The organism is Paenibacillus sp. FSL R10-2736, from assembly GCF_038000245.1.
GTDB lineage: Bacteria > Bacillota > Bacilli > Paenibacillales > Paenibacillaceae > Paenibacillus_AQ > Paenibacillus_AQ phytohabitans.
In genome coordinates, this window is record NZ_JBBOBN010000001.1 from 1913465 (window position 1) to 1936549 (window position 23085).

Sequence of the window (23085 nt, forward strand, 5' to 3'; positions counted from 1 at the left end):
GCCGAAGGAGACTATCACCTTGGAACAATTCAGACTTCCCCAGATTCAAATGCCGGAGCTGCCGATGCCGTCCTCCATTCTGGCTGTACTTGCCGAAGCCGACGAGAAGCTGGCCCACCGGCCCAAGCTGCAGCGCCTGTTCCGGAACTGTTTCCCGAACACGCTGGAGACCACCACCAAGCTGCTTGACGACGGAACCACGTTTGTCATTACGGGCGATATCCCGGCCTGCTGGCTGCGCGATTCGGTCGAGCAGGTGATTCATTATGTGCCTTTTGCCGCCAAAGATCCTGATCTGCAGCGTATGATCGGCGGGCTGATTAAGCGCCACACCCAGTATGTGCTGATTGATCCTTACGCCAACGCATTCAACGAAACGGCTAACGACTGGCACTGGAATGCCGGGGATGTGACGGAGATGTCGCCCTGGGTGTGGGAGCGCAAGTTCGAGATTGACTCGCTGTGCTTCGTGATCCGGCTGGCCCATGCCTATTGGGAGGAGACGAAGCGAACGGATATCTTCACGGCTGATTTCAAAAAAATGCTGCGCACCATTACCGATCTCTTCAAGCGGGAGCAGCATCACGCTGAACAATCCCCGTACCGCTTCACCCGGAATAACGGGATTATGGAGGATTCGATCCGGGGCGGCGGGCTCGGCATGCCGGTCAACTACACAGGGATGATCTGGTCCGGCTTCCGCTCCAGCGACGATGCCTGCGATTTCCATTACAACATTCCGGGGAATATGTTCGCCGTAGTGGCTCTGCGCCAGATGCAGGATTTCGCCGAGTGGGTGTTCCGCGACCTGGATTTCCTGGCTGAGCTGAAGGCGCTGGAGCAAGAGGTGGATCATGGCATCAAGCTGTACGGTATCTATCGCCACCCTGAATTCGGGCCGATCTATGCGTACGAAACAGACGGCTACGGGAACTACTGCCTGATGGATGACGCCGGAACACCGGGCCTGATGTCCATTCCGTACCTCGGGTATTTGAAGAATGACGATCCTATCTATCAGAATACAAGACGTTTTGCGCTGAGCAGCGAGAATCCGTTTTATTACGAAGGCCAAGCCGCCAAGGGCATCGGCAGTCCGCATACCCCTCCGGGTTATATCTGGCATATGGCGCTGTCCATGCAGGGAATAACGGCGGATAGTTCGGAAGAGAAGCTGGCGGTGATTGCCATGCTTGAAGCAACGGATGCGGATACCGGCTATATGCATGAAGGCTTCCTGGCCGATGATCCGTCGGTGTTCACCCGCAAGTGGTTCGCCTGGTCGAATAGCCTGTTCTCCCAGCTGGTCTGGCGGGCCCTGCAGGAAGGGATTCTCTAGGTCCGGCCTGCATGGATACAGAATACAGGAAGCTAATTATGATTGTGTAAAGCACTTTTTCATATACAAAGGAGACCTGAGCATGAGTACAATTATTGGAGAAACATTGTCAAATATCCCTTGGCAGGAGAAACCGGCGGACAGCAATGCGCCTGTATGGAGATATTCCGCCAACCCGATCATTAAGCGGGATGCGATCCCGAACTCGAACAGTGTGTTTAATTCGGCGGTGATTCCCTTTGAGGGCGGCTTCGCAGGTGTGTTCCGCTGTGATTCGCGGTCGGTCAGCATGGATATCTTTGCCGGGTTCAGCGAGGACGGGGTGAACTGGAAGATTAATCATGAACCTATCGTCTTCCAGGGCGATGAGGAAATCATCAAGCGGGAATACCGCTACGATCCCCGGGTATGCAAGATCGATGACCGTTACTATATTTCCTGGTGCAACGGCTATCACGGGCCGACGATTGGACTGGCGTATACGTTTGATTTCAAGACGTTCCATCAGCTGGAGAATGCCTTCCTGCCGTATAACCGGAACGGAGTGCTGCTTCCGCGCAAGATCGGCGGCAATTATGCTATGCTCAGCCGTCCAAGCGATACCGGGCATACTCCGTTTGGCGATATCTTTTACAGCGAAAGCCCTGACCTTACCTTCTGGGGCAAGCACCGCTATGTGATGGGCACGGTGAACGGCGATGCCTCCGCCTGGCAGTCCAAGAAGATTGGCCCGGGTCCGATTCCGATTGAGACCGATAAGGGCTGGCTGCTGATCTACCACGGCGTAATCAACACCTGCAACGGGTTTGTCTACCGCATGGGCTGCGCGCTGCTCGATCTGGATCAGCCATGGAAGGTGAAAGCCCGCTCACGCAACTATATTCTCGGCCCGGAAACCTTGTACGAATGTGTGGGCGATGTGCCGAATGTGACCTTCCCCTGCGCGGCTTTGACGGATGCGGCTACAGGACGGATTGCCATCTACTACGGTTGTGCAGATACGGTTACGGGTCTGGCCTTCACCACTGTGGATGAGCTGATTAGCTATATGGAGGAATATCCGCTGGAGATTGAGGGGTAACAGCTATGACAAAACAACAGACAGCGCATATTATCTCGCATACGCACTGGGACCGGGAATGGTATCTCCCTTATGAACGCCATCATCTCCGGCTGATCCGGCTGGTCGACAGCCTGTTGGATACGCTGGAGCAGAACCCGGGATTCCGGAGCTTCTTCTTCGACGGACAGACGATAATTATCGAAGATTATTTGCAGGTCCGCCCGGAGAACCGGGAACGGCTGGAACGCCATATCCGTGAAGGACGGATCTATATCGGGCCTTGGTATATCCTTCAGGATGCCTTCCTGACCAGTCCGGAAGCCAATGTGCGCAATCTGCAGATCGGGCATCAGGACGCGGGAGTCTACGGGGAGGTATCGAAGATCGGTTATTTCCCCGACACCTTCGGCCTGACCGGACAAATTCCGCAGCTCATGGTACAGGCCGGAATCACCAATGCCTTCTTCGGGCGCGGGGTGAAGCCGACAGGCTTCAACAATACGGTCTCTAGCGACGGCTATGAATCCTCGTTCTCGGAGCTGGTCTGGGAAGGTCCGGACGGCTCCAAGGTGCTGGGCATCCTGTTCGCCAACTGGTATTCGAACGGCAATGAGATCCCAGCCGGGGCAGATGAGGCGAAGACCTTCTGGGAGCGCAAGCTGGCAGATGCGAGGCAGTATGCGGCCACGGATCAGCTGCTGTTCATGAACGGCTGCGATCATCAGCCGCTGCAGACCGATCTGCCGGAAGCGATCCGGACTGCGGAGCAGCTATACCCGGAGATATCCTTCGTTCATTCGAACTTTGCCGAGTATATTAAGGCTGTGCAGCACTCTCTTGCCGGCCGCAGCCTCTCCACGGTTAAGGGCGAGCTGCGAAGCCAGCGCACAGACGGCTGGGGGACGCTGGTTAATACAGCGTCCGCCCGGGTGTACCTGAAGCAGCTGAACCAGCGGGGCCAGGCGCTGCTGGAGAAGGTCGCCGAGCCGCTGGCTGTTATCGCCAGGCTGCACGGCAGGGAGTATCCGCAGCATTTGTTGACCTACGCGTGGAAGACGCTGCTGCAGAACCATCCGCATGATTCCATCTGCGGCTGCAGTGTGGATGAAGTGCACCGGGAGATGGTAACCCGGTTCGACAAGAGCCGTCACACCGCCGAAGGCATCGTGGCGGACAGCATGCAGGCGATCACCGGAGCGGTGGACACCTCCGGTTTCGCCCGTTTCGGGGAAGGCGCGATACCGCTGGTTATCGCGAATACAAGCGGCTGGAGCCGCACGGGTACAGTCAGCGTGGAGCTGGATGCGGCACGCCTGTATCTGCGCGAAGGCTTCACGCTTGAAGAGACCGCCCGCCGGATGAAGGCGGTTGACCTGGGCGGACGGGTCCTGGTGGATGAACAAGGCAACGAAGTGCCTTGTACGATTCAGGACCTGGGCCTGTCATTCGGCTATGATCTGCCGGATGACCGGTTCCGGCAGCCGTACAGCTGCCGCAAGGTGCAGCTGACCTTCGAAGCGGCGGATGTGCCAGCGCTGGGGCTGCGCGCTTATGCCTGGGTCCGCCCGCTGGAAGGGACCGCTGCCGGGCGATCCGTCCAAGGCATAGCAGGGTCCGCCGCAGCGGGTGGCGCCGCAACGAACGGGGCGGAGCTTCCGGCAGATGCCGGAGCCTCGGCGTCGCTTGTCCACGGTGGGCGTTTTCTGGAGAACGAAACGCTGCGGGTAGAGATTATGGCGGACGGTTCCTTCACGCTGGAGCATAAGCCAAGCGGCAAGGTATACCGTGATCTCGGTGTCTATGAGAATACCGGAGATATCGGCAATGAATATATGTACAGACAGCCTGCGGGCGAAGTACCACTGACTACCCGGGGGCTGACGGCTGATATCACCATCATAGAAGATGCGCCATACCGGGCGTCCGTGGAGATCACCCATGAGTGGGAGATTCCGGCTTCGGCAGATGCCGTGCTGGAAGAAGAGCAGCGTGCGCTGGTCTATTATCCGGAGCGGCAGGCGCAGCGCTCAGCGGACACAGTGCTGCTTAAGCTGCGGACAGTGTTAAGGCTGGAACGCAGCGGCAAAGGCCTGGAAGTCAAGAGTTATATCCATAATACGGCGAAGGATCACCGTCTGCGGATGCTGTTTCCTGCAGATCTGGCCGCAGCTTCCCACCGTGTGGACTCGATGTTTGAGCTGGCGGAGCGGCCGAATGAACCGGCGCCGGAGTGGCTGAACCCGAGCAATGCGCAGCATCAGCAGAGCTTTGTGGATGTGGCGGAGGAGCATGCGGGACTTACGGTTGCTAATCTCGGACTCCATGAATATGAAATTCTTCGTGACGGCCGCAACACCATCGCCATTACCCTGCTCCGCTGTGTCGGGGAGATGGGCGACTGGGGCTGGTTCCCTACGCCGGAAGCCCAGTGCCAGGGGGAACATACGGCGGAGCTGCTGCTTATTCCGCATAGCGGGGACGCGGTAGCTTCTGGTGCAGCGGCTGCGGCCTACCAGTTCCAGATTCCCTGCACCTGCGCCCAGGCGGAGGTTCATACAGGAACCATTCCGGCTGTCTACTCGCCTGTCCGCTGGAGTGGCACCGCTGCCGCTTTCTCATCCCTCAAGATGAACGAAGACAGCGGAGACTTGCTGGTCCGCTGGTTCAACATGACGGGCCAACCTTGTGAACTGAAGCTGGAGACGGATATTCCGGCAACGGGCTTCTACACATCGAATGTGCTGGAAGCTAAGGTTGCGGATATTGAGGCTGAGACTGGGCAGCTGGAGCAAGGCGAAGCAAATGCGCTTCAGCTTCAGCTGGGCGGGCATGAAATACTAACCGTTGGCATCCGGCTTGACTGACTCAAGGATGAAGTGGAAGTAGAAGTAGAAGTAGAAGTAGAAGTAGAAGTAGAAGTAGAAGTAGAAGTAGAAGTAGAAGTAGAAGTAGAAGCAGGAGGTGACCCTCAGATGGATAAGCTAGCCAGTGATCACAGTCCGTTCCCGGGTGTGCAGGAGTATATGAAGGCCTCTCAGGGGCAATGGAGACTGTCAGCACAATCCCGGGTTAGGATTGTGGACAATGTTAGATCAGATGGAAACAGGGTTCTGAATGATACAATTTTCATTATTCTCTCGGAATACGCAGACAGTCTGGCTCCATCCGGCCATCTCCTGTCTGTACTTTATGGAGAGTGTGAGACACCGTCTTCTGGAGATATTGTTATTGAATTGAACGACAGCGGAGCGGGCGGTGGTATGGACAGCCGGGAAGGTTATGTCATTGAAATCGGCGAGTATGTCCACATCACGGCCCCAAGCGAAACTGCAGTGATGTATGGATTGCGGACGGTGATACAGACGCTGGTGACTGACAGCTTCATGCCGTACGGTAGAATCACCGAATACCCTGTGATGCCGGAGCGGGCGCTGCATATTGACATCGGGCGGAAGTTCTATACCGCCGAATGGATCATGGAGAGGATTAGGGAGATGTCCCGGCTTAGACTGAATACGCTGCAGCTGCATTTCTCCGAGAATGAAGGCTTCAGGCTGATGAGCGAGAGCCATCCTGAGGTAATGTCGGACGAATATTTAACCAAGCAGGAAATGAAGGCGATTATTCATACGGCCGCAAGATATCATATTGCTGTTATTCCTTCACTGGATTCGCCGGGCCATCTGGGACAAGCCCTGCGGACACATCCGGATTGGCTGCTTAAGAATTCAGCGGGAGCCGTTGCCCCGGGCGCACTGGATATTACGAATGCCGCTGCGCGGCAATTCATGCTGGAGCTGATCGACGAATACGCGGAGTTATTTGCTGGAAGCACGCATTTTCATATCGGCGGCGATGAGTTTATCAACTTCGGGCAGTTCGGGGAATATCCACAGCTTGAGCAGTATGCACGGGATGTTCTGAACATCGGCGGCGGGACGGGTGTGGACACTTATATTGACTACCTTAACGGTGTGGCTGAACATCTGGAGTCCAAGGGGTGGATCGTCCGCGCCTGGAACGATGGACTGTACCGTGGGGATCAGATCCAGAGAATAACGCCTAAATCCTCCATCCAAATTACGTATTGGACGAAATGGCATGAAATGATGGCCCCGGTTGAAGAGATCATTGCGCAGGGACATCAGGTGATTAATTTCAATGATGCCTACTTTTATTACGTACTGGGTGAGCATGCAGGCTATACGTATCCAACAGGAGAGAAAATCTGCAATTCATGGCATCCGGGGTTGTTCCCGCAGCGGTCCGGCGGAGCGAAGCAGGAATATCCCGCGGGTTCTTATCCGCGTGAGTTAATCGGCTGTTCCTTCTCCATCTGGAGCGACAAGCCGGAAGCGCAGACCGAAGCAGAAGTGGCAGTCGGAATCCGTGGGCCGCTTAGCGCTATGGCGGAGAGAGCGTGGCTGGGGAAGCAGAAGCTGGCCGGTTACGCGGAGTTCATCTGACACGGTTAATAGTTAGAAATTCAATGCTGTCCCAAAAGCCTTCAATAGGCTTGCTGGGGCAGCTTTTTTTATTGTTGAGAAACTACACTGTTGGGGGAATGATACTGGTTGAGAAACCGCACTATGAAATTCCGTCGAGGACTCAAACCCTCGAGTGAAGCGGACTGAGAATCCGTTATATCGCTCAAAAACCTTCTTATCAGGATGAAGCGGACTGAGAATCGCTTATCTTGTTCATTCGAGCCTGAAAGGGAGGTTATTTTGCCATATAAGCGATTCTGAGTCCGTTTAGCTACCGAATCCGCCTGATTTGCTCCAATAGCGGATTTTCAGTCCACCTAGCCAGCTGTGGAGTCGGAGTCATAATGAGTACGCCAAGTTTCGGTTGCGAAAATGAATATCGATGGGCTCACCCTGTTCGCCAACCGGGTCATTGTTCCTCCGCATAATTCAAGCCTAATTGATAGGCTTGGTTAAGCAGCTGCTCATAATGCCGGGGATTAGAAACTAATGTTGTCTCATATAGAAACTCAACTTTCGATTTGGAAATGCCGCAATAATCAGCGATTCCTACATTGAGCAGGTGGGCAATTGTTTCATCATAGTTGCGCTTGCGCATCTGTTCCTGCGAAACGCCCGCCAGTCCCAGCCACAACACCTGCTGATGATGGAGCTGGTTCTTGCCGTATGCAAACCCGTTGTTCCATACCCGGTCAATATAACCTTTCAGCATGGCCGGCAAATGCCACCACCAGACGGGGAAAATAAAGGCCAGGGCATCATGCTCCTTCAACCGCTTCATTTCCCGTTCCACCTCAGGTGAGAAGGATTGCTCTTCAAGGGACATGTCAGGCTCATCTACTCCTTGCAAAAGAGGCTCAAAGCCAATCCCGTGCAAATCCAATATCTCATAGCTATGTCCGGCCTCCGTAAGACCTTGTGCAAAACGGCGGGCAGCCGCAAAGGTCAGGGAATCTTGTCTTGGATGCGAAACAACGATTAATACGTTCATCTGTATCTTCACTACCTTTCTGAACCGCCAATTTGTAGCCATGATCAGTGGCTGATGCTATTATAAACAGGAATAAAAGAGTCTGGAAGTACGTACTTTCATGTTCTATAGGATGAGAAAGGTACCATAGGAACATTGAAGTGCCCTGCATAAATAGTATATTCCCGGCATATACACAGCCTTTTAACGGAGGAATAAGCAATGACAGAACAGAGTGATAATAGCACGCCAAAGAAATATAAAGTCGGCGTAGAAGCGGCATTAGAAGTCATGGGCGGGAAATGGAAGCCTCTAATCATCTATCATTTGATGACAGGCTGCAAACGGACGTCTGAGCTGCGGCGGCTAATCCCCGGCATTACACAAAAAATGCTGACCACCCAGCTAAGAGGCCTGGAAAAGGATGAGATTATTGCCCGGAAAATATTTAAAGAAATTCCGCCTAGAGTGGAGTATGAATTAACGGCCTACGGCTGGGGATTAAAGCCCGCGCTGGATCTTTTATGTTACTGGGGAGAGGATCACCTGGACAAGGTTTATGGTGATAAATCCAAGGTCTTGGAAGAGTTTTAAGCTGTGTGAGGGGAGGACCGTCAGACCTGATAAGGGATGGCGGTTTTTCTATTAGCTCGTGACCGGTATGGCAGCCTATGCAAAGTTACCTTAAGGAATTCATTGCCTATCTCCCTGGAATTTCAGGGTGTATGATTCTATTATCAGATGCGCAGCTGGTATATTCTAGTGTATGGGAAAAGGTGAGATGAACATGGGGAAAGATAATTTTCTTAAATCGCTGCTGTCTGACAAGGTGAATATGACTCCGAAGGGGTTTGTGGCCGAGCAGCTGAGTGCGGCGGAGTTCACGGAATGCCATGAGTTATTTTTTGACCAATTGCTGGAGATTTCTTCATCTGATATTTCGGGCATAGCAGGCTACGGCTGGCTGGATGAGGAGGGCGAGACGGAATTTGCCACCTGCCGGGAGTTCCTGACCGAGACATTCTCGGAGAAGAGAGAGGGGTACTGGTTCAATTGGCGTGAGATGTTCGAGACTACCGTGCTGGACCGTGACTTTTTCGAGAAGTACTATAAGGAAATGGAGGACCGAATCCATTATTGCGAAGGCCAGCGCTACCTGGTTTATAATAATGCGTACTTCAAAAATATGATCACAGACGGCCGGGCAGTGCTTGGTTTCCCGGATTGGAGCAAGTGCGGGATTTTCGATTGTCTGGTAGATATCGCTAATATGGATCTGAATGAGCCTTACTTCAACATCCCGGAGCTGTTCACTGAATACTGCAAGAGAAGGAATATCATCATCCCTGATTTCAAGGAACGGTTCTTATGCATGGCGTATTACAGAGGAATCGATACCTTGCGCTGGCATGCCTCTATCGATGATGAGTGCTCCTGCAAGTCCATAGTCAAATCCATAAGTGAGCTGAAGGAACGCATCTATGCCCTTTAGCCCTGCAGAAGGTGAATGAAGGTATGAAATATGAGCATGCCGGCGATGTGATCCCGGAGGAGCTATTAAAAGAAGTCCAGAAATATGCGGCAGGAAGGCTGCTGTATTTCCCGGCAGGGGATGAGAAGAAGACCTGGGGCGAGTCGACCGGATACAGAGAGCGGTTGCAAAAGCGTAATCTGATGATTCGCAACAAGTATGCGCATGGAGTGACGATTGCGGAAATTGCCGACGAGTATTATTTATCCCTGGATACGGTCAAGAAGATCATCTACTCGAAGAAAAACGACCGGCACTTAACGTATGCTCCGACTGTGGAGTCGGCTGTACGGTACATGGATGCCGGAATGATCGAAGAATGGATTCAGTGTTATTTGCTGCTCACCCGCAAGGCCTTAACCGGGCAGGAAGAATCCGGGAAGCAAGAGAAGCTGTACTTCGGAGTCGTTAAATTTCCGCTGCGGCTTATAGGGCGTGATGAGCTTACGGGCAGCAATAATGACCCGGCTCATGTACAAGATGAGGATACAGTCGCTTGTCCTCCGCTGGTGATTCAGTATACAGAAGGCAAATTTCATTGCCCTGTCCAACAAGAAATGCTGGCTGCACTTAAGCAGCGCAAGGTTAATGCTTATCCGGCGGTCATCGGGATGAATGGCAGTGACGATTATCGGCGGTTCATGAAATACTACGGAACTGTGCTCCATTACGTTAATGATGTCGAAGGTTGAGGTTGAATTCACAAAAGATATGTGAGGACGGATGCCGCAATGACTGCATACGAGAAAGCAAGATTAGAAATTGCCGGGGTAGAAGATATATTGAAGCAGCATTTTGGTTCAAGTCCGGCCGGGGTAATGCCCGTAGAAGGGGGGAACCTGAGCAGCGTATTCTCCTTTGAATATGAAGGCCGGGGATGCATCATTAAGTTGAGTGACATGGACGGAGCCTACGATACAGAAGGTTATGTTGCGAATCTGCTGACCAGCCAGGGCATCCCGTTTGCCAAATGTCTGGGGCAGGGTAAATCGGGGACAATGAGCTATTCCATCTCTGAACGGATTCGTGGCGGCAATCTGACCGATTGTTCTGATCATGAGAAGCAGATCCTGCTCCCTGAGCTTACAGGAATACTGACCCGGATGAATTACACTGAGCTGGGAGATACAAGCGGCTACGGATGGATACAGCCCAGCGGAGCCGGCGCTTACCCGTCATGGAGGGAATATATTACTTCATTCTTCGCCGGGGATCAGAGCGGAACCTTCTGGGAAGGCTGGCACGGCTTATTTCAGTCAACATGTCTGGAAAAAGACGTATTCGAAGAATGCTACCACCGCCTGCTGGCGTATGCCAAATACAACGAGCCGCACCGCTATTTTATCCACGGGGATTTTCAGCCCTGGAACATCCTGTCGGATGGCCGGCAGATCACCGGAATCATTGACGGCAATTTTGCCTATGGGGATTTTCTGGTCGATCTCGCTACGCTGAATGGGACCTTGGGAGAGCTTGATGTGGTTCAGGCTTATCAGGATTACCAGAGCAGGGAGGGGATCATCCTCCCGGACTTTCATGAACGGCTGACCGGTGCACGGTACTTCAAAGGGCTGGATGCGCTCCGCTTCTATGCCAAAATGGGCTGGGATGATGCTTATCGTCAGCTGCGTGATGAGCTGCTTCAGCTGCCGGAGTGAGCGGGTGAGTGAATAATAACGGACATAAGCCTATTCAACGGATAGACTTATTGTCCTGAAAGCAGGCTGCCTATTGAAATTTAAAATTCTGCTAATCAGCATCCTTACACTGGGGATATTAGTTGTTGCGGGGAATTACAGGTGGGAATACCGTGAATCAGACGAAGTATTCAGCTATAAATATGACAGATGGGCCAAACAATTATGGGCTGAATTCACTCCCGAAATAGGAACCAACGATATTATTGATATACCGCTGGTCTACGGTGATAAGCTTACAACAAAGGGATTGGAACCCTATTTGATGAAAATGGGGGTGTCGGGTGAAATTGTTAAGCTATGGGTACACCGGACCCGTTTATCGGATGCTTATACTGGCGTGCTGATAGCAAATATAGCTATGATTGTACTTATTAGTCTGAATATAATTATTAGAAAAAAGCGATAAGACATTACCCCGTCAAGGGATGTCTTACCGCTTTTTCTGTTACGGCAATCCTGAATCCGTTCTCTCCGAATTTTTTGGCTAACGACAGACCTAATCCGGGTCCTGCACCGACGATAACAATAGTTCTCATGGTTTAAACTCTCCCTCGTTGTGATATATTAAATTAACGCGTGTTGCTTTAATCAGAATATACCGCTGATCAGGCAGCGCAACAATCAACAAAACAGGTGCAGATGTTGCTATAGCAACAAGACGTACCTATTGTCGGGCGGGAGGATGCTATGGCGAATAAAGTAATGAATGTACGGGTGACGCATACGAAGGAGTCGTTGGCGGGTGCTTTTATCGAGCTGGTGTCCGTGAAGGATTTCGAGAAAATCACGATTGCCGATATCACCCAACGGGCTAAAGTGAACCGGGCTACCTTCTATGCACATTTTAATGATAAATACGAATTACTGGACTACATGATGGGGGACTCCGCGTCGGCAGCCATCAGACAATACACTGCAGGGCAAGTGAAGGTTGATCCGGACAGCATCGGGAAGCTTGTTCTGGCCGTGTGCGATTTCTATGACCAGCCGGAGATGAGCTGCCGCAGCAGCTATGTAGCATTCGTCGTACCGCAGCTCAGAGATAAGATGCTAATTGCGCTCAAGGCTTATTTGCTGGACGGTCTGGACAGGCTCTATACGGAAGATGAGCGGAAAATAATGGCTTCTTTTGCTGCCCAGGCTATCCATGAAGGAGCTGTTCAATGGGTGGCCGGGGAGATCCGCATGGACAAAGAGGAAGTCGCCCGTAAGGTGGCATTATTAGTCACGGGAGGACTTGAGGCTTCCGCACGAGAGGGGGACAGGGCATGGAATTCGCAAGTATAACGACGCTTATTATTTCAAGCATCACATTCATAAATATCCTGCTGGCGCTGGGGTTCCTGTTCATTGAGCGGAGAGAGGCGGGGTATACCTGGGCCTGGCTGATGGTTCTGTTCTTCATTCCTATCTTGGGGTTCGTTCTGTATATCTTTTTCGGGCGGAATCTGAAGAAGAAGAATTTCTATCATTTGTTTATTGAAGAGCAGGAATTTGTCCAGGCCGAGACAGACCGGCAGCTGGCTTCGCTGCAGGATGAAGTCCAGGAGATATCTCCCTGGCTGCAGAAATATACAGAGCTCATCACGATGAATATCAGATCGTCGCATGGTCTTTTATCCAGTGATAATGACATCGTTATCTACAGTGACGGGCATCAGAAATTTGACGCATTATTCGAGGATATCCGTTCTGCCCGGACAGAAATCAATATTCAGTATTACATCATTCAGCCGGATGCCCTGGGGAGGAAGCTGAGGGATGCATTAACCCGCAAAGCAGAGGAAGGCGTGAAGGTGCGGCTGCTCTATGATGAAGTCGGCTCCAAACGGATTGCCCCCGGGTTCTTCAAAGAATTACGTGCAGCAGGAGGAGAGGTGGAGGTGTTCTTCCCGTCTCTGCTCAGACCGCTGAACTTCCGGATCAACAACCGGAATCACCGCAAGCTGTGCATAATTGATGGCATGACCGCCTATATCGGCGGGTTCAATGTCGGAGATGAATACCTCGGGCTGGATAAGAAATTCGGCTATTGGCGGGACACCCACCTCAGGATCACAGGGAATGCTGTTAATCATATTCAAGGCAGATTTATTCTGGACTGGCATCAGGCCGGGAAGCATAAGCGCGGGGATTACGAGGAATTCTCCTTTTACACAGGGGGACATACGGGGACAAGCCCGGTTCAGATCATCACCAGCGGTCCCAATTCGGAGACTGAGCATCTGAAGAATATGTACATCAAGCTTATTTTATCGGCCAGAAAAAGTGTATATATCCAGACGCCCTACTTCATTCCGGACACCAGCTTCATGGATGCCTGCAAAATCGCCCTGCTCTCAGGGGTAGATCTGCGCATCATGATCCCGAACAAACCTGACCACCCGTTCGTGTATTGGGCTACCTGGGCGTATGCCGGAGATTTACTCAATTATGGAGCCAAAATCCTGCTCTATGAGAACGGCTTCCTGCACGCCAAGACCATTGTGGCAGACGGGGAGGTCGCCTCCGTAGGGACGATGAATATCGACTCCCGCAGCTTCCGCTTGAACTTCGAAGTCAATGCTATTGTATATGACCGGCAGGTCGCCGCACAGCTTGAGGACCTGTTTCTGCAGGACAGCCTGTTAAGCTCTGAGCTTACGCCCGAGCGGTACAAGGGGCGTTCGCTTATGATTAAGCTGAAGGAAGGGATATCGCGGCTGCTGTCGCCTATTCTATAGAAGAAGACTGAGGTTTGCAGTGACCCGGTTACAGTATACGCAGTATGCTTAATTGCACTTTGTACAACTAAAAGTTATGTTTTTCAACCGATTCTCATTTTTATTGTATTTCGTACAATTAAACTGCGATTGCGGCCTGATTCTCACCCCTTCCGGCAAATTTAGTTGTACAGACTACAGTTATAAGACTCAAGCCTGCCTTTTCGCTGTTTTTAATTGTACAGTATACAGCTATTACCGAATTTCCACTTGGAACTGAATCCATCATTTGCTGCATTGTTTACTGAACTCACTTCTTTTAGTTCAGATGTTGTACTAGTGATAATAGTGATATTAGTGATATACCGTGCAGGAAACTTAGGAGGAGAAGCAGATGGGGATGCTTGGTCAATATGTAATGATAGATGAGGATACCTTGGAGAGCATGATGGCGATGGATGGAGCAGCGCTGATGGGTACGCTGGAGCCGGGTTACGGAACGGAAACGCTGAGACAGGAATTAAAGGGTGAATTGTAGGTCTTCATCTGGGTTTTTACGATAAGGCGCTGATAGCTGGGAAGCATGTGGTTTTCAGTGTAGCTTAAGAAGAGCTGTTGTATAGAAAAGAGGGCCTGCGGACAATGTCTGCAGGCCCTCTTTTGTTTGGGGGCGGACGGCGGAGATGCCGTCCATTATTTTAGATGAATTAATATATGCTGGGGTCCCCGCAAATTAACTGAGTAATTATCGAAGCTAAGGCTCCGTTTTGTGGGGTTATTCTAGTGCTTCTGTCCGCTCTCGGCATTCAGCTTGGCGATTAGCTTATCGCCTTCCACATCGAGATTCGGCAGCAGGCGGTCCAGCCATTTCGGCAGCCACCAGGCTTTGTCGCCGAAGACAGCCATGACGGCCGGAACGAGTGTCATGCGGATGATGAAGGCATCAATCAGGATGCCGAAGGCGAGTGCGAAGCCAATCTGCTTAATCATCGCATCAGGGGCGAAGATGAAGCCGAAGAAGACGGAAACCATGATTACGCCTGCAGCAAGCACAACGCGGCTGGCGAGATCATAGCCGTGAACGACGCTGTCATTGCCGCGGCGGCCGTGGACATAAGCTTCACGCATGGAGCTGACCAGGAACACCTGATAATCCATAGCCAGACCGTACAGAATGCCGGTGACCAGAATCGGCATGAAGCTGAGCAGCGGTCCTCCTGTATCGAAGCCGAACAGGGAATGCAGCCATCCCCACTGATAGACAGCGGTGGTCACACCGAAGGTGGCAAGGATACTGAGAACAAAACCGATGGTTGCCTTGATTGGTACGATAATCGACCGGAAGACCAGCAGCAGGATGATCAGCGAGAGAATAACAATGATGCCGATGTAGACAGGGAAGGCATCAGACAGCTTGGAGGACATATCAATATTGATGGCGGTGAAGCCGGTCACGCCAAGATTAATATTATTCCCTGAGGTTAGGCTGGAAGACGGATCGCGCAGTTCCTGCACGAGATCTCTTGTGGCTGTATCTGTCGGACCCGTTTTCGGGATCAGGCTGATGATGGCAATATCGCCGGTGGCATTCACGCCCATCGGAGACACCTGTGTAACATTATCATGCATTTGCAGCTCTTGAGTCAGCTTGCCCAGCAGCTCCATCGAAATTTTGTCGGACGGGTTCTTCGGCTCCGCTACCAGCAGCAGCGGACCGTTGAAGCCCTCGCCGAATCCCTTGGAGATCACATCATAGCTCTGGCGGGCCGGAGTATCCAGGTTCGCCGAGGCGCCCGAAGGAATGCCCAGCTCCATTTTGGTTACCGGAATCGCTGCTGTTCCAAGAACGAGTACAACAAGAATAATGATTACCCAGCGATATTTCACCGTGGCATTTGCCCAGCGGTGCGAGAAGCCGTGCTGCGCTTTTTTAGCGGCAGCGGTGTTCTTCGTCCGGGCTTTGGCGGTGACGATCTTCTCACCGACCAGTCCGAGCAAGGCAGGCAGCAGGGTCAGCGCCAGCAGGACGTTGATCAGAACGCTGGCTGCAGCTACAAGTGCCATGGTCGACAGGAAGCCGATGCCGATAACGAGCATGCCGCACAGGGCGATGATAACAGTCAGACCGGCGAAGAATACGGCGCTGCCGGCGGTGCCCAGTGCCCGGCTGGCGGATTCGCCGGCACTTAGCTTCTCATCGAGAATCAGACGGCGCTGGCGGTTAACAATGAACAAGGAGTAGTCGATACCTACAGCCAGACCGATCATCACGGCGAGAACCGGTGTAATGTCATTCATTTGGATCAGACTGCCGAGTGCAAACGCACCTCCGACACTGATTCCGACGCCGAGGAGTGCAGTGATCAGCGGCAGACCGGCAGCAACGACCGAGCCTAGCGTCATGAACAGTACGACCGCAGCGACGACAACACCGACTGCTTCGGTTGAGCCGATGGCCGGGATGCTCTTCAGGGAATCACTCGGAATCGCAGTGATGCCGGAGCCTGCCTGCTCGACTTCAGTCACGGTATCGATGATATTATCAGGTACATCCGATGGAAGGGATGTCTGCTGAACCGTGAACTGGAACTGGAACAGGGCAATATTGCCGTCGGCAGACAGCATAACGCCGGGAACCGGAGCGCCGTCAGCCATCAGCGGACCGTAAGGAGCTGACTGTGCTGCAGCAGCGGAAGGATCGGCGGCGGCAACTTGGCCCGCGGCAGCAGCGGAAGGATCGGCGGCGGCGGCTTGGCCAGCAGCGGCAGAAGGATCGGCAGCGGCGGCTTGACCGGCAGCAGCGGAAGGATCAGCAGCGGCGGCCTGGCCAGCGGCAGCGGAAGGATCGGCGCCAGCGGCTTGAGCAGCAGCGGCAGCCTGTGCTGCCAGTTCCATAGGATTGATGACGTATTCCATATTGTAGACGTCATTGATAGCTTTTTGGAGCAGTGCTACACGCTCCGGCGTATCCAGACGTTCTCCGTCTGGTGCGGTGAAGGCGACACTCGCCTGGCCGCCGGCAGCAGCAGGAAGCTCCTGGGTCAGCTTATCCAGCACTTTTTGTGATTCGGTGCCTTCAATTTTCATTTCGGAGCTGGACTGGATGCCATTAACACCAAGCAGGGCCCCAATCACACCGAGCACGATGATCCACGCTGCGATGAAATACCAGGGCTTGGAATAAGCCGACTTCCCTAAGCGGTACAGAAATGTTGACATGTATTGGTTTCTCCTCTTTATCTCTGAATTTATTATTAGAAGCCGTTGCGTAAGTAAGCAAACATGGAATTCAAATATTGATCAAACGGCATGGCACTGGAGGGTTCATCCTGTGTTTCGCCCGGCAGCATGACGTTGAGGCGTCCGTCCAGTATAGGGATAAATGCCCCGTAGACGGCACCGGCGAGAAGGTGGGTATATCCATCGTCATAGCGTCCATGGGAGAACTGTTCGAGTACTTCCTGGGCGGCAATCTGAAGGCGGCGGAATACGCTGAGGATATATGGCTCCAGCGACGGATACTGATTCGCGAGCGATACGAACTGCCGCAATTTATGCAGAAACTCTGATGTGAACTGCAGCTTGAGCAGGTTATACAAAGCTTCCAGCGGTGTAGCATCCTGAGGCAGAACAGCAAGCAGCATATTCTTATCTTCATTTGCAGCGCTGCTGATGAAATACGCCGCCACCGCTTCCTCCTTGCATGAGAAATAGTTGGCAAAGGTCCGCCGCGAATAACCGGCCTTCTGGACAATGTCATCGACGATGAAGCCGTCCATGCCTTGCTCCAGCGCAAGCTCGAAGGCAGCTACGGCCAAAGCGTAGGCGGTGGCTTCTTTTTTTGGTCCCGCAGTGTCAGTTTGGGATTCAAGTTGTATGCTTCCTCCTTTCTTATGTATAGGATGAATGCTGAATTGTAATCTACAGTCTATATTATTGCTCAAAGAGCAAGATTGCACAATGTGCAATTAGTGTCTGAATCGTGAATATTTAAAATTTAACTGAATAATTCAGTTTCCGTAGCTGGTGGTTGGTTGCCGGAGGAACCTTGCTGGCGTGGAGAATGAGAAATGTTGTACATATTATAGGCGTGTTGATTTCCCAAAAAAAGGGACGAAAAAGGCCGCCATTTCGGGTAATGGTAAGTACGACCAAACCAAACCGAAATGAGGCGACCTCATGAATAAATATACCCCATTTTTAGCCGTTTTCAAACAAGTATTAACACCGGAAGAAGTCCAAATGGTGACTGGACAAACCAAGGACTACGTAGATAGTGGAACCAAAATGACCGTCGGGTTGCTACTCGATTACTTTGTCCAAGCCTGCTACCACAAATGGGACGGCTTCCGGCAAAGTGCCCGCTTAGGCCCAAACTTTGACTTGCCTGAGATTCATTACTCCACCCTTTCCGGCAAGGCCGGTGAAGTCCCTTACGAAATCTTCAAACGTATCTTTCAACTGCTCGTCAAGAAATGTAACCGACAAACCCGGCGGCATCTGAATCTTCCTAAAGATCTTCTGCTGATTGACTCGACGACGGTCACGGCGGCGAATTCCCGAATGCCTTGGGCCTCGTACAAAAAATTTAGAGGGGGCATTAAGCTGCATGTCGCTCTTTCGCAAGGTCAGCGTTTACCCGTGAACGTGGAGGAATCGATTGCGAAGCGCAATGACGCTCCGTTTGGAGAAGTTTTGGCAGATACGGACTACATTTTGGTACAGGATCGGGCGTATGGAAAAATTAGCAGATTGGATCAATATGTGCTCCAGGGCCAGTCGTTTGTGATTCGACTCAAAGACAATCTCCATTTGGTGAAGCCGAGAAACCTCCAGCGACCCGCAGAGGGAGAAACGAAAATTGTTCGTGATATGACTTGTTATATCGGTCAAGGGAAGTGCCAATCCGCTCAGCGCCACCGGGTCGTAGAATTTGAAAATGACCGGGGGGAAGTCGTACGGGTCGTGACCGATTTGAGAAAAGAGTCCGCTCATGTAATCGCCGAAATCTACAAGGCACGCTGGGAAATTGAAGTCTTTTTCCGCTGGATTAAACAGCATCTGAACGTGCCATGTCTATTTGGAACCACCGAAAATGCAGTATACAGCCAATTGTTTGTGGCCCTTGCTGTCTATGTGCTTCTGAGACGCGTTTATGATGAAATCCACTCCAACGTGCCTGCCTTTGCTCAACTGACCCTTTGGGAATTTATGCAGCATTGGCGTATATTTAGTCTTCCGCTGGAGTGGCAGGTTCAACTGAGTCTACTCAGGAACAAGAGCATTTTGGGAATTATATTCATTCCATAATATGGGGAATCAACACGCCTGTACATATTACAACATTGATCCGTATATATCCGGCTGTTCAGGCAGATTGTTGTACTAAATGCAGGAATTATCCGGCTTAGCCGCCTGGAAGATCAGAAATATTGTAATTTGTACAACAATTTCAGATTATGGCCGAGATATCGAGGGAAATGTTGTATTTGGTGCAGGATTTTTAAAAGCAGCCGCTTAAACCGGGAATTTACCGTAACAGCAGCAACATCAACAGCAGCATCAACAGCAAGCAGCAATAGCAACAACCGCAACATCAAACGCAGCAGTAACAACAGTCTCAGCAGCAAGCAGCAAGCAGCAACCACAACCGCAATCGCAAACTCAGCTGAAGCCAACTTTTCACTAAAGTAATAGCCATTCTTTATCTATATAGCCTCGCCGATCCATATAACACCAAAAGGCTCCAGTCCCCGGGGAGACTGAAGCCTTCTCAATAGTTAAGGATTAACGCTGTACTGCTCTCAGGCGATAGGTGCAACTCGCGTAATCGCCGCGCAGATCGGAAACGACCAGACCGATACGCATCAGGCGGTCGCCGCCGAGAGGGGTGCCGTCAAAGGCCGTCTGGAATGGAGTGGAGCTCTGCCCATCAGCAGATACAGTGGCTTCCCCGCCGCCGTGGCCTTTTGCGGTAACATTGGCTGCGCCAGTCTCAATCACATAATCCAGCTCAGGATCGAGCCCCTTGAGCGTAAGACGCGAGATCGGTGCATTGGGCTTAGCCAGAACCCGGAAGTAGGCAACAAAGGCTTCCGTCTTATCTTCGCTGACGAACATCCAGGCTGTGTCGCCGTTACCTTCAAACGGACTCTGCAGACGGTACATATCGCCTTGCTGCACCAGCGTGCGGATCTCCTTGTACTGGGCAATCTGCCGGGCAGCCAGATCCTTCTCGGCTTCCGTGAACTTGGTAAGATCCATCTCGTAGCCGAAGTTGCCGCTCATCGCTACATCCCCGCGGGTGGCAAGGGAGGTGATGCGGTCAACCTGATGGTTCGGTACCGCCGACACGTGAGCCCCCATGCTACTGGCCGGATAGACAATACTAGTACCATATTGAATTGCCAGGCGTTCAATCGCATCGGTGTCGTCACTGGTCCAGGTCTGCGGCATGTAGAACAGCATTCCCGGATCGAACCGGCCGCCGCCGCCGGAGCAGCTCTCGAACAGGATATCAGGGAAACGCGAGGTCAGGCGCTCCAGCAGGTTATACAGGCCGAGCATATAGCGGTGGGCGGTTTCTTTTTGCCGCTCAGGGCTGGCGTTGGCAGAGGCAATCTCCGTCATGTTACGGTTCATATCCCATTTGACATAGGTTATGGGTGCGCTGGAGAAGACAGCGCTGAGTGTCTCGTACAGATAATCGCATACTTCCGGGCGGGAGAGATCCAGAATGAGCTGGTTGCGGGCTTCAGTGCGGCGCCGTCCTTCGGCGTGCAGGCACCAGTCCGGATGCTTACGGTATAAATCGCTGTCCGGGGATACCATCTCCGGCTCAACCCAGAGACCAAACTGCAGACCTTCCTTGTTGACTCTGCCAGCGAGATCGGCCAGACCTTCCGGCAGCTTGCGGCGGTCTTCGAACCAGTCGCCCAGCGAGCTGTTGTCTTTGTCGCGCTTGCCGAACCAGCCGTCGTCAAGGACGAACAGTTCAATCCCGAGCGGGCCTGCTTCCTTGGCGATCGCAGCGATTTTGTCGGCGTCGAAATCGAAATAGGTCGCTTCCCAGTTATTTACGAGAATTGGACGGGCCTGGTCGCGGTGAACGCCGCGGCACAGCCGGGTCCGGTACAGCCGGTGATAGGTGCGTGACATACCGCCGAGTCCTTCGCTGGAATAGACGAGCACAGCCTCCGGGGTCTGGAACGATTGGCCCGGTTCCAGCAGCCAGGAGAAGTCGAACGGGTTAATCCCGATGCTTACCCGGGTCTGTCCGAACTGTTCAACCTCTGCAGTTGCGGCGAAGCTGCCGCTGTAGACCAGATTGAAGCCGAATACATCCCCCTGGTCTTCATCTGCACCGGGTCGGAGCAGGGCAAGAAACGGGTTGGTCTGGTGGCTGCTTGAGCCGCGGCGGCTTTCCAGGGACAAGGCTGCGCCCGGGGTAAGCGGACGGCGCTGAACATGGCGTTCTCTCGCCCATGCACCGCTCAGGTGCAGGGTATCGTAGGAGGAATCTGCGAAATCAACGGATGCGCTAAGCGCCTGTTCCAGCCGCAGTGGTGCCTCCCCGTTATGCTCAAAGCGGACAGAACGGGTAACTGCACTATGGCCCGCGAAGACGGTATACATAAGCTTAACGGTCAGACCCGCGTAATCATCCTTCAGTGTAAGCTCCAGTGTCTGGGCTTCCGCTTCATCCTCTACATAGACCGAAGGCAGCCCTTCAAGGGCCGGCTTGCCCGCTGTGATTGTGTAGCCGGCATATTGGAGTTCAGAGATTCGCGTGCCGTCAGCCAGCTGAACCTGATAGGCAGGCCGGCGGAAATCGCTTGTTCCATACTGCGGATACTCCTGGGGCAGAGCATCCAGAGAGAGGGTAGGCTTCTGCAGCAGCGGGGTTGGGGAGAAGGATGCGCGCTCGCGCAGCTCAAGCGCCCCGGTCAGGCTGTTGTCATGGCGGAGCCGTGCACCCCAGTATACATGGGCAGGATAGCCGTCCACCAATTGGATAATATAGCTGGTATCTTTGGACTGAAGGTGGAACAGGCCTAACGTTTCATCTGCGATAATGTTCATATTCATAACTCTCCTTGTCGGATGTAATGCGGTCCGGTGATCCGGTCCGTTATTGCAGCTGCAATATATAGTTTCTGTTTACATAGATTCAGCCTGCCAATTTAGTCAGGCGCTTCCACCGCTGGTCTCCCTGACGATCAGCTTCGTGCCGATAATCGTATGCGACGGCACTTCGCGTCCTTCGAACCGCTCGGCGAGCAGCTGGACAGCCGCTTTGCCCATCTGCTCGGGATAGGCGCGCACTGTTGTCAGTGGAGGCTGGACGTAGGCGGCCATCTCGATATCATCGAAGCCGACAATGGCCATCTCTGCAGGCACCTGCACGCCGTGGTCGTGCAGGGCGCGGAGGGCGCCGACCGCCAGCGGATCACTGGCTGCGAAGCAGGCTGTCGGCCGCTTGCCACCGGCCAGCAGCTCGTCCATCATCCGGTAACCGTCAGCACTGCTCCAGCTGCCCTTGCGGACCAGTCCCGGATCGTAACAGCCCCGGCTCTGCATCATACGGCTGAAGTGATGCGCCCGGCGCTCGCCTTCACCGCCGCCGCCGATGAAGGCAATATCCCGGTGGCCAAGGTCCAGCAGATGAGTAAGCGCCTGACCGACAGCCTGACGGAAATGCGTACGTACGGAGTCGTACTCCAGGCGTTCCTCGTACTGGTCAACCAGCACGGTCGTGCTTTTGTCGGCATGCAGCCTCTCGAATTCCTTGGGGTCGAAGCCGCCTACGACGATAAGTCCATCATCGGCCCGGAGCGGGGGCAGCGGGTTACGTCCGCGCAGCGTCTGGCCGAGCACAATTCCGAGCTCCTCGCAGCGCAGCTCAACCCCGCGGCGGATTGAGCCGTAATACGGATCTTCCCGTTCTTCTTCCGCGGAGCACCAGAGCAGAAGCGTAATGGCCTTGCTGCTCAGCTCTGTCTCCCGCTTCAGCTGCCTTAACCGGGAGGGCTTGTAGCCAAGCTGCTCTGCAACCGCGAATACCCGGCTCCGCGTATCGTCACTGACAGCCAGGGACAGGTCATTATTTAGCACTCTCGATACGGTGGCGGCGGATACGCCGGCCTCACGGGCGATGTCTTTAATCGTTGCCAAGCTGCTTCACGCCTTTTTAGTTAATATATTTACTAAAACTTCGCTTTTATCCTACCACCTGCGTCCTTTTCTTTCAAGTGGCTTTTTAGAGGCGCTTACAACCCGGATATTTAGCTGAA

The 23085-nt window shown here is 52.9% G+C and carries 19 protein-coding genes; 13 read left to right on the forward strand and 6 right to left on the reverse strand.

Translation table 11 applies throughout. The features are described 5' to 3' along the window. Window positions 1–19 precede the first annotated feature (19 nt). From NSQ73_RS07995 to NSQ73_RS08010, 4 genes are all read left to right on the forward strand, one after another. Window positions 20–1339 (forward strand): glycoside hydrolase family 125 protein, encoded by a 1320-nt coding sequence (locus tag NSQ73_RS07995; RefSeq protein ID WP_340986043.1) that lies wholly within the window; start codon window positions 20–22, stop codon window positions 1337–1339. A gap of 82 nt (window positions 1340–1421) precedes the next feature. Then, complete coding sequence (locus NSQ73_RS08000; RefSeq protein ID WP_340986044.1) at window positions 1422–2420, forward strand: glycoside hydrolase family 130 protein; 999 nt, start codon at window positions 1422–1424, stop codon at window positions 2418–2420. A 5-nt stretch (window positions 2421–2425) separates the two neighbouring features. Beyond that, on the forward strand, window positions 2426–5266 hold the full coding sequence (locus NSQ73_RS08005) for an alpha-mannosidase (protein ID WP_340986045.1): 2841 nt from the start codon (window positions 2426–2428) through the stop codon (window positions 5264–5266). A gap of 12 nt (window positions 5267–5278) precedes the next feature. After that, window positions 5279–6868, forward strand: a complete 1590-nt coding sequence (locus NSQ73_RS08010; protein WP_340986046.1) for a beta-N-acetylhexosaminidase — start codon at window positions 5279–5281, stop codon at window positions 6866–6868. Window positions 6869–7298: 430 nt separating this feature from the next. On the opposite strand, the gene NSQ73_RS08015 is transcribed toward NSQ73_RS08010, so the two are convergent. Next, on the reverse strand, window positions 7299–7880 hold the full coding sequence (locus NSQ73_RS08015) for an NAD(P)H oxidoreductase (RefSeq protein ID WP_340986047.1): 582 nt from the start codon (window positions 7878–7880) through the stop codon (window positions 7299–7301). A gap of 201 nt (window positions 7881–8081) precedes the next feature. On the opposite strand from NSQ73_RS08015, the gene NSQ73_RS08020 reads away from it, so the two are divergent. The 5 genes from NSQ73_RS08020 to NSQ73_RS08040 all read left to right on the forward strand — a co-directional run bounded on the left by NSQ73_RS08020 (window position 8082) and on the right by NSQ73_RS08040 (window position 11496). Next, a complete protein-coding gene (locus NSQ73_RS08020) occupies window positions 8082–8453 on the forward strand; it encodes a winged helix-turn-helix transcriptional regulator (RefSeq protein ID WP_042138929.1) in 372 nt (123 codons plus the stop codon). Window positions 8454–8646: 193 nt separating this feature from the next. Then, window positions 8647–9351: a hypothetical protein gene (locus NSQ73_RS08025; protein ID WP_340986048.1), complete on the forward strand. Its 705-nt coding sequence runs from the start codon at window positions 8647–8649 to the stop codon at window positions 9349–9351. 23 nt (window positions 9352–9374) lie between these two features. Beyond that, window positions 9375–10082: a CD3324 family protein gene (locus NSQ73_RS08030; protein ID WP_340986049.1), complete on the forward strand. Its 708-nt coding sequence runs from the start codon at window positions 9375–9377 to the stop codon at window positions 10080–10082. Window positions 10083–10121: 39 nt separating this feature from the next. Next, window positions 10122–11048, forward strand: coding sequence for a phosphotransferase family protein (locus NSQ73_RS08035; protein ID WP_340986050.1), 927 nt, complete (start codon window positions 10122–10124; stop codon window positions 11046–11048). Between the two features lie 73 nt (window positions 11049–11121). Further along, on the forward strand, window positions 11122–11496 hold the full coding sequence (locus NSQ73_RS08040; protein WP_340986051.1) for a hypothetical protein: 375 nt from the start codon (window positions 11122–11124) through the stop codon (window positions 11494–11496). 4 nt (window positions 11497–11500) lie between these two features. Here the strand turns inward: NSQ73_RS08040 and NSQ73_RS08045 are convergent, their stop codons facing one another. Beyond that, window positions 11501–11626 (reverse strand): hypothetical protein, encoded by a 126-nt coding sequence (locus tag NSQ73_RS08045; RefSeq protein ID WP_340986053.1) that lies wholly within the window; start codon window positions 11624–11626, stop codon window positions 11501–11503. Window positions 11627–11777: 151 nt separating this feature from the next. On the opposite strand from NSQ73_RS08045, the gene NSQ73_RS08050 reads away from it, so the two are divergent. The 3 genes from NSQ73_RS08050 to NSQ73_RS08060 all read left to right on the forward strand — a co-directional run bounded on the left by NSQ73_RS08050 (window position 11778) and on the right by NSQ73_RS08060 (window position 14330). Next, a complete protein-coding gene (locus NSQ73_RS08050; protein ID WP_340986054.1) occupies window positions 11778–12377 on the forward strand; it encodes a TetR family transcriptional regulator in 600 nt (199 codons plus the stop codon). Then, window positions 12359–13813 carry a cardiolipin synthase gene (gene cls / locus NSQ73_RS08055; protein ID WP_340986055.1) on the forward strand — a complete coding sequence of 485 codons (1455 nt, stop codon included), beginning with the start codon at window positions 12359–12361 and terminating at the stop codon, window positions 13811–13813. Before NSQ73_RS08050 ends, cls begins: the two co-directional genes overlap by 19 nt. A gap of 373 nt (window positions 13814–14186) precedes the next feature. After that, complete coding sequence (locus tag NSQ73_RS08060; RefSeq protein WP_340986056.1) at window positions 14187–14330, forward strand: hypothetical protein; 144 nt, start codon at window positions 14187–14189, stop codon at window positions 14328–14330. A 242-nt stretch (window positions 14331–14572) separates the two neighbouring features. On the opposite strand, the gene NSQ73_RS08065 is transcribed toward NSQ73_RS08060, so the two are convergent. Continuing rightward, window positions 14573–17011: an MMPL family transporter gene (locus NSQ73_RS08065; RefSeq protein ID WP_340986057.1), complete on the reverse strand. Its 2439-nt coding sequence runs from the start codon at window positions 17009–17011 to the stop codon at window positions 14573–14575. Between the two features lie 35 nt (window positions 17012–17046). Then, window positions 17047–17610 (reverse strand): TetR/AcrR family transcriptional regulator, encoded by a 564-nt coding sequence (locus NSQ73_RS08070; protein WP_340986059.1) that lies wholly within the window; start codon window positions 17608–17610, stop codon window positions 17047–17049. A 361-nt stretch (window positions 17611–17971) separates the two neighbouring features. Here NSQ73_RS08070 and NSQ73_RS08075 point away from each other — a divergent pair, with 361 nt between their 5' ends. Then, window positions 17972–19102 carry an IS4 family transposase gene (locus NSQ73_RS08075; RefSeq protein ID WP_340986060.1) on the forward strand — a complete coding sequence of 377 codons (1131 nt, stop codon included), beginning with the start codon at window positions 17972–17974 and terminating at the stop codon, window positions 19100–19102. A gap of 477 nt (window positions 19103–19579) precedes the next feature. On the opposite strand, the gene NSQ73_RS08080 is transcribed toward NSQ73_RS08075, so the two are convergent. Continuing rightward, complete coding sequence (locus NSQ73_RS08080; RefSeq protein WP_340986061.1) at window positions 19580–21874, reverse strand: alpha-galactosidase; 2295 nt, start codon at window positions 21872–21874, stop codon at window positions 19580–19582. A 105-nt stretch (window positions 21875–21979) separates the two neighbouring features. Beyond that, window positions 21980–22966 (reverse strand): LacI family DNA-binding transcriptional regulator, encoded by a 987-nt coding sequence (locus tag NSQ73_RS08085; protein ID WP_171717220.1) that lies wholly within the window; start codon window positions 22964–22966, stop codon window positions 21980–21982. Between the last annotated feature and the right edge of the window lie 119 nt (window positions 22967–23085).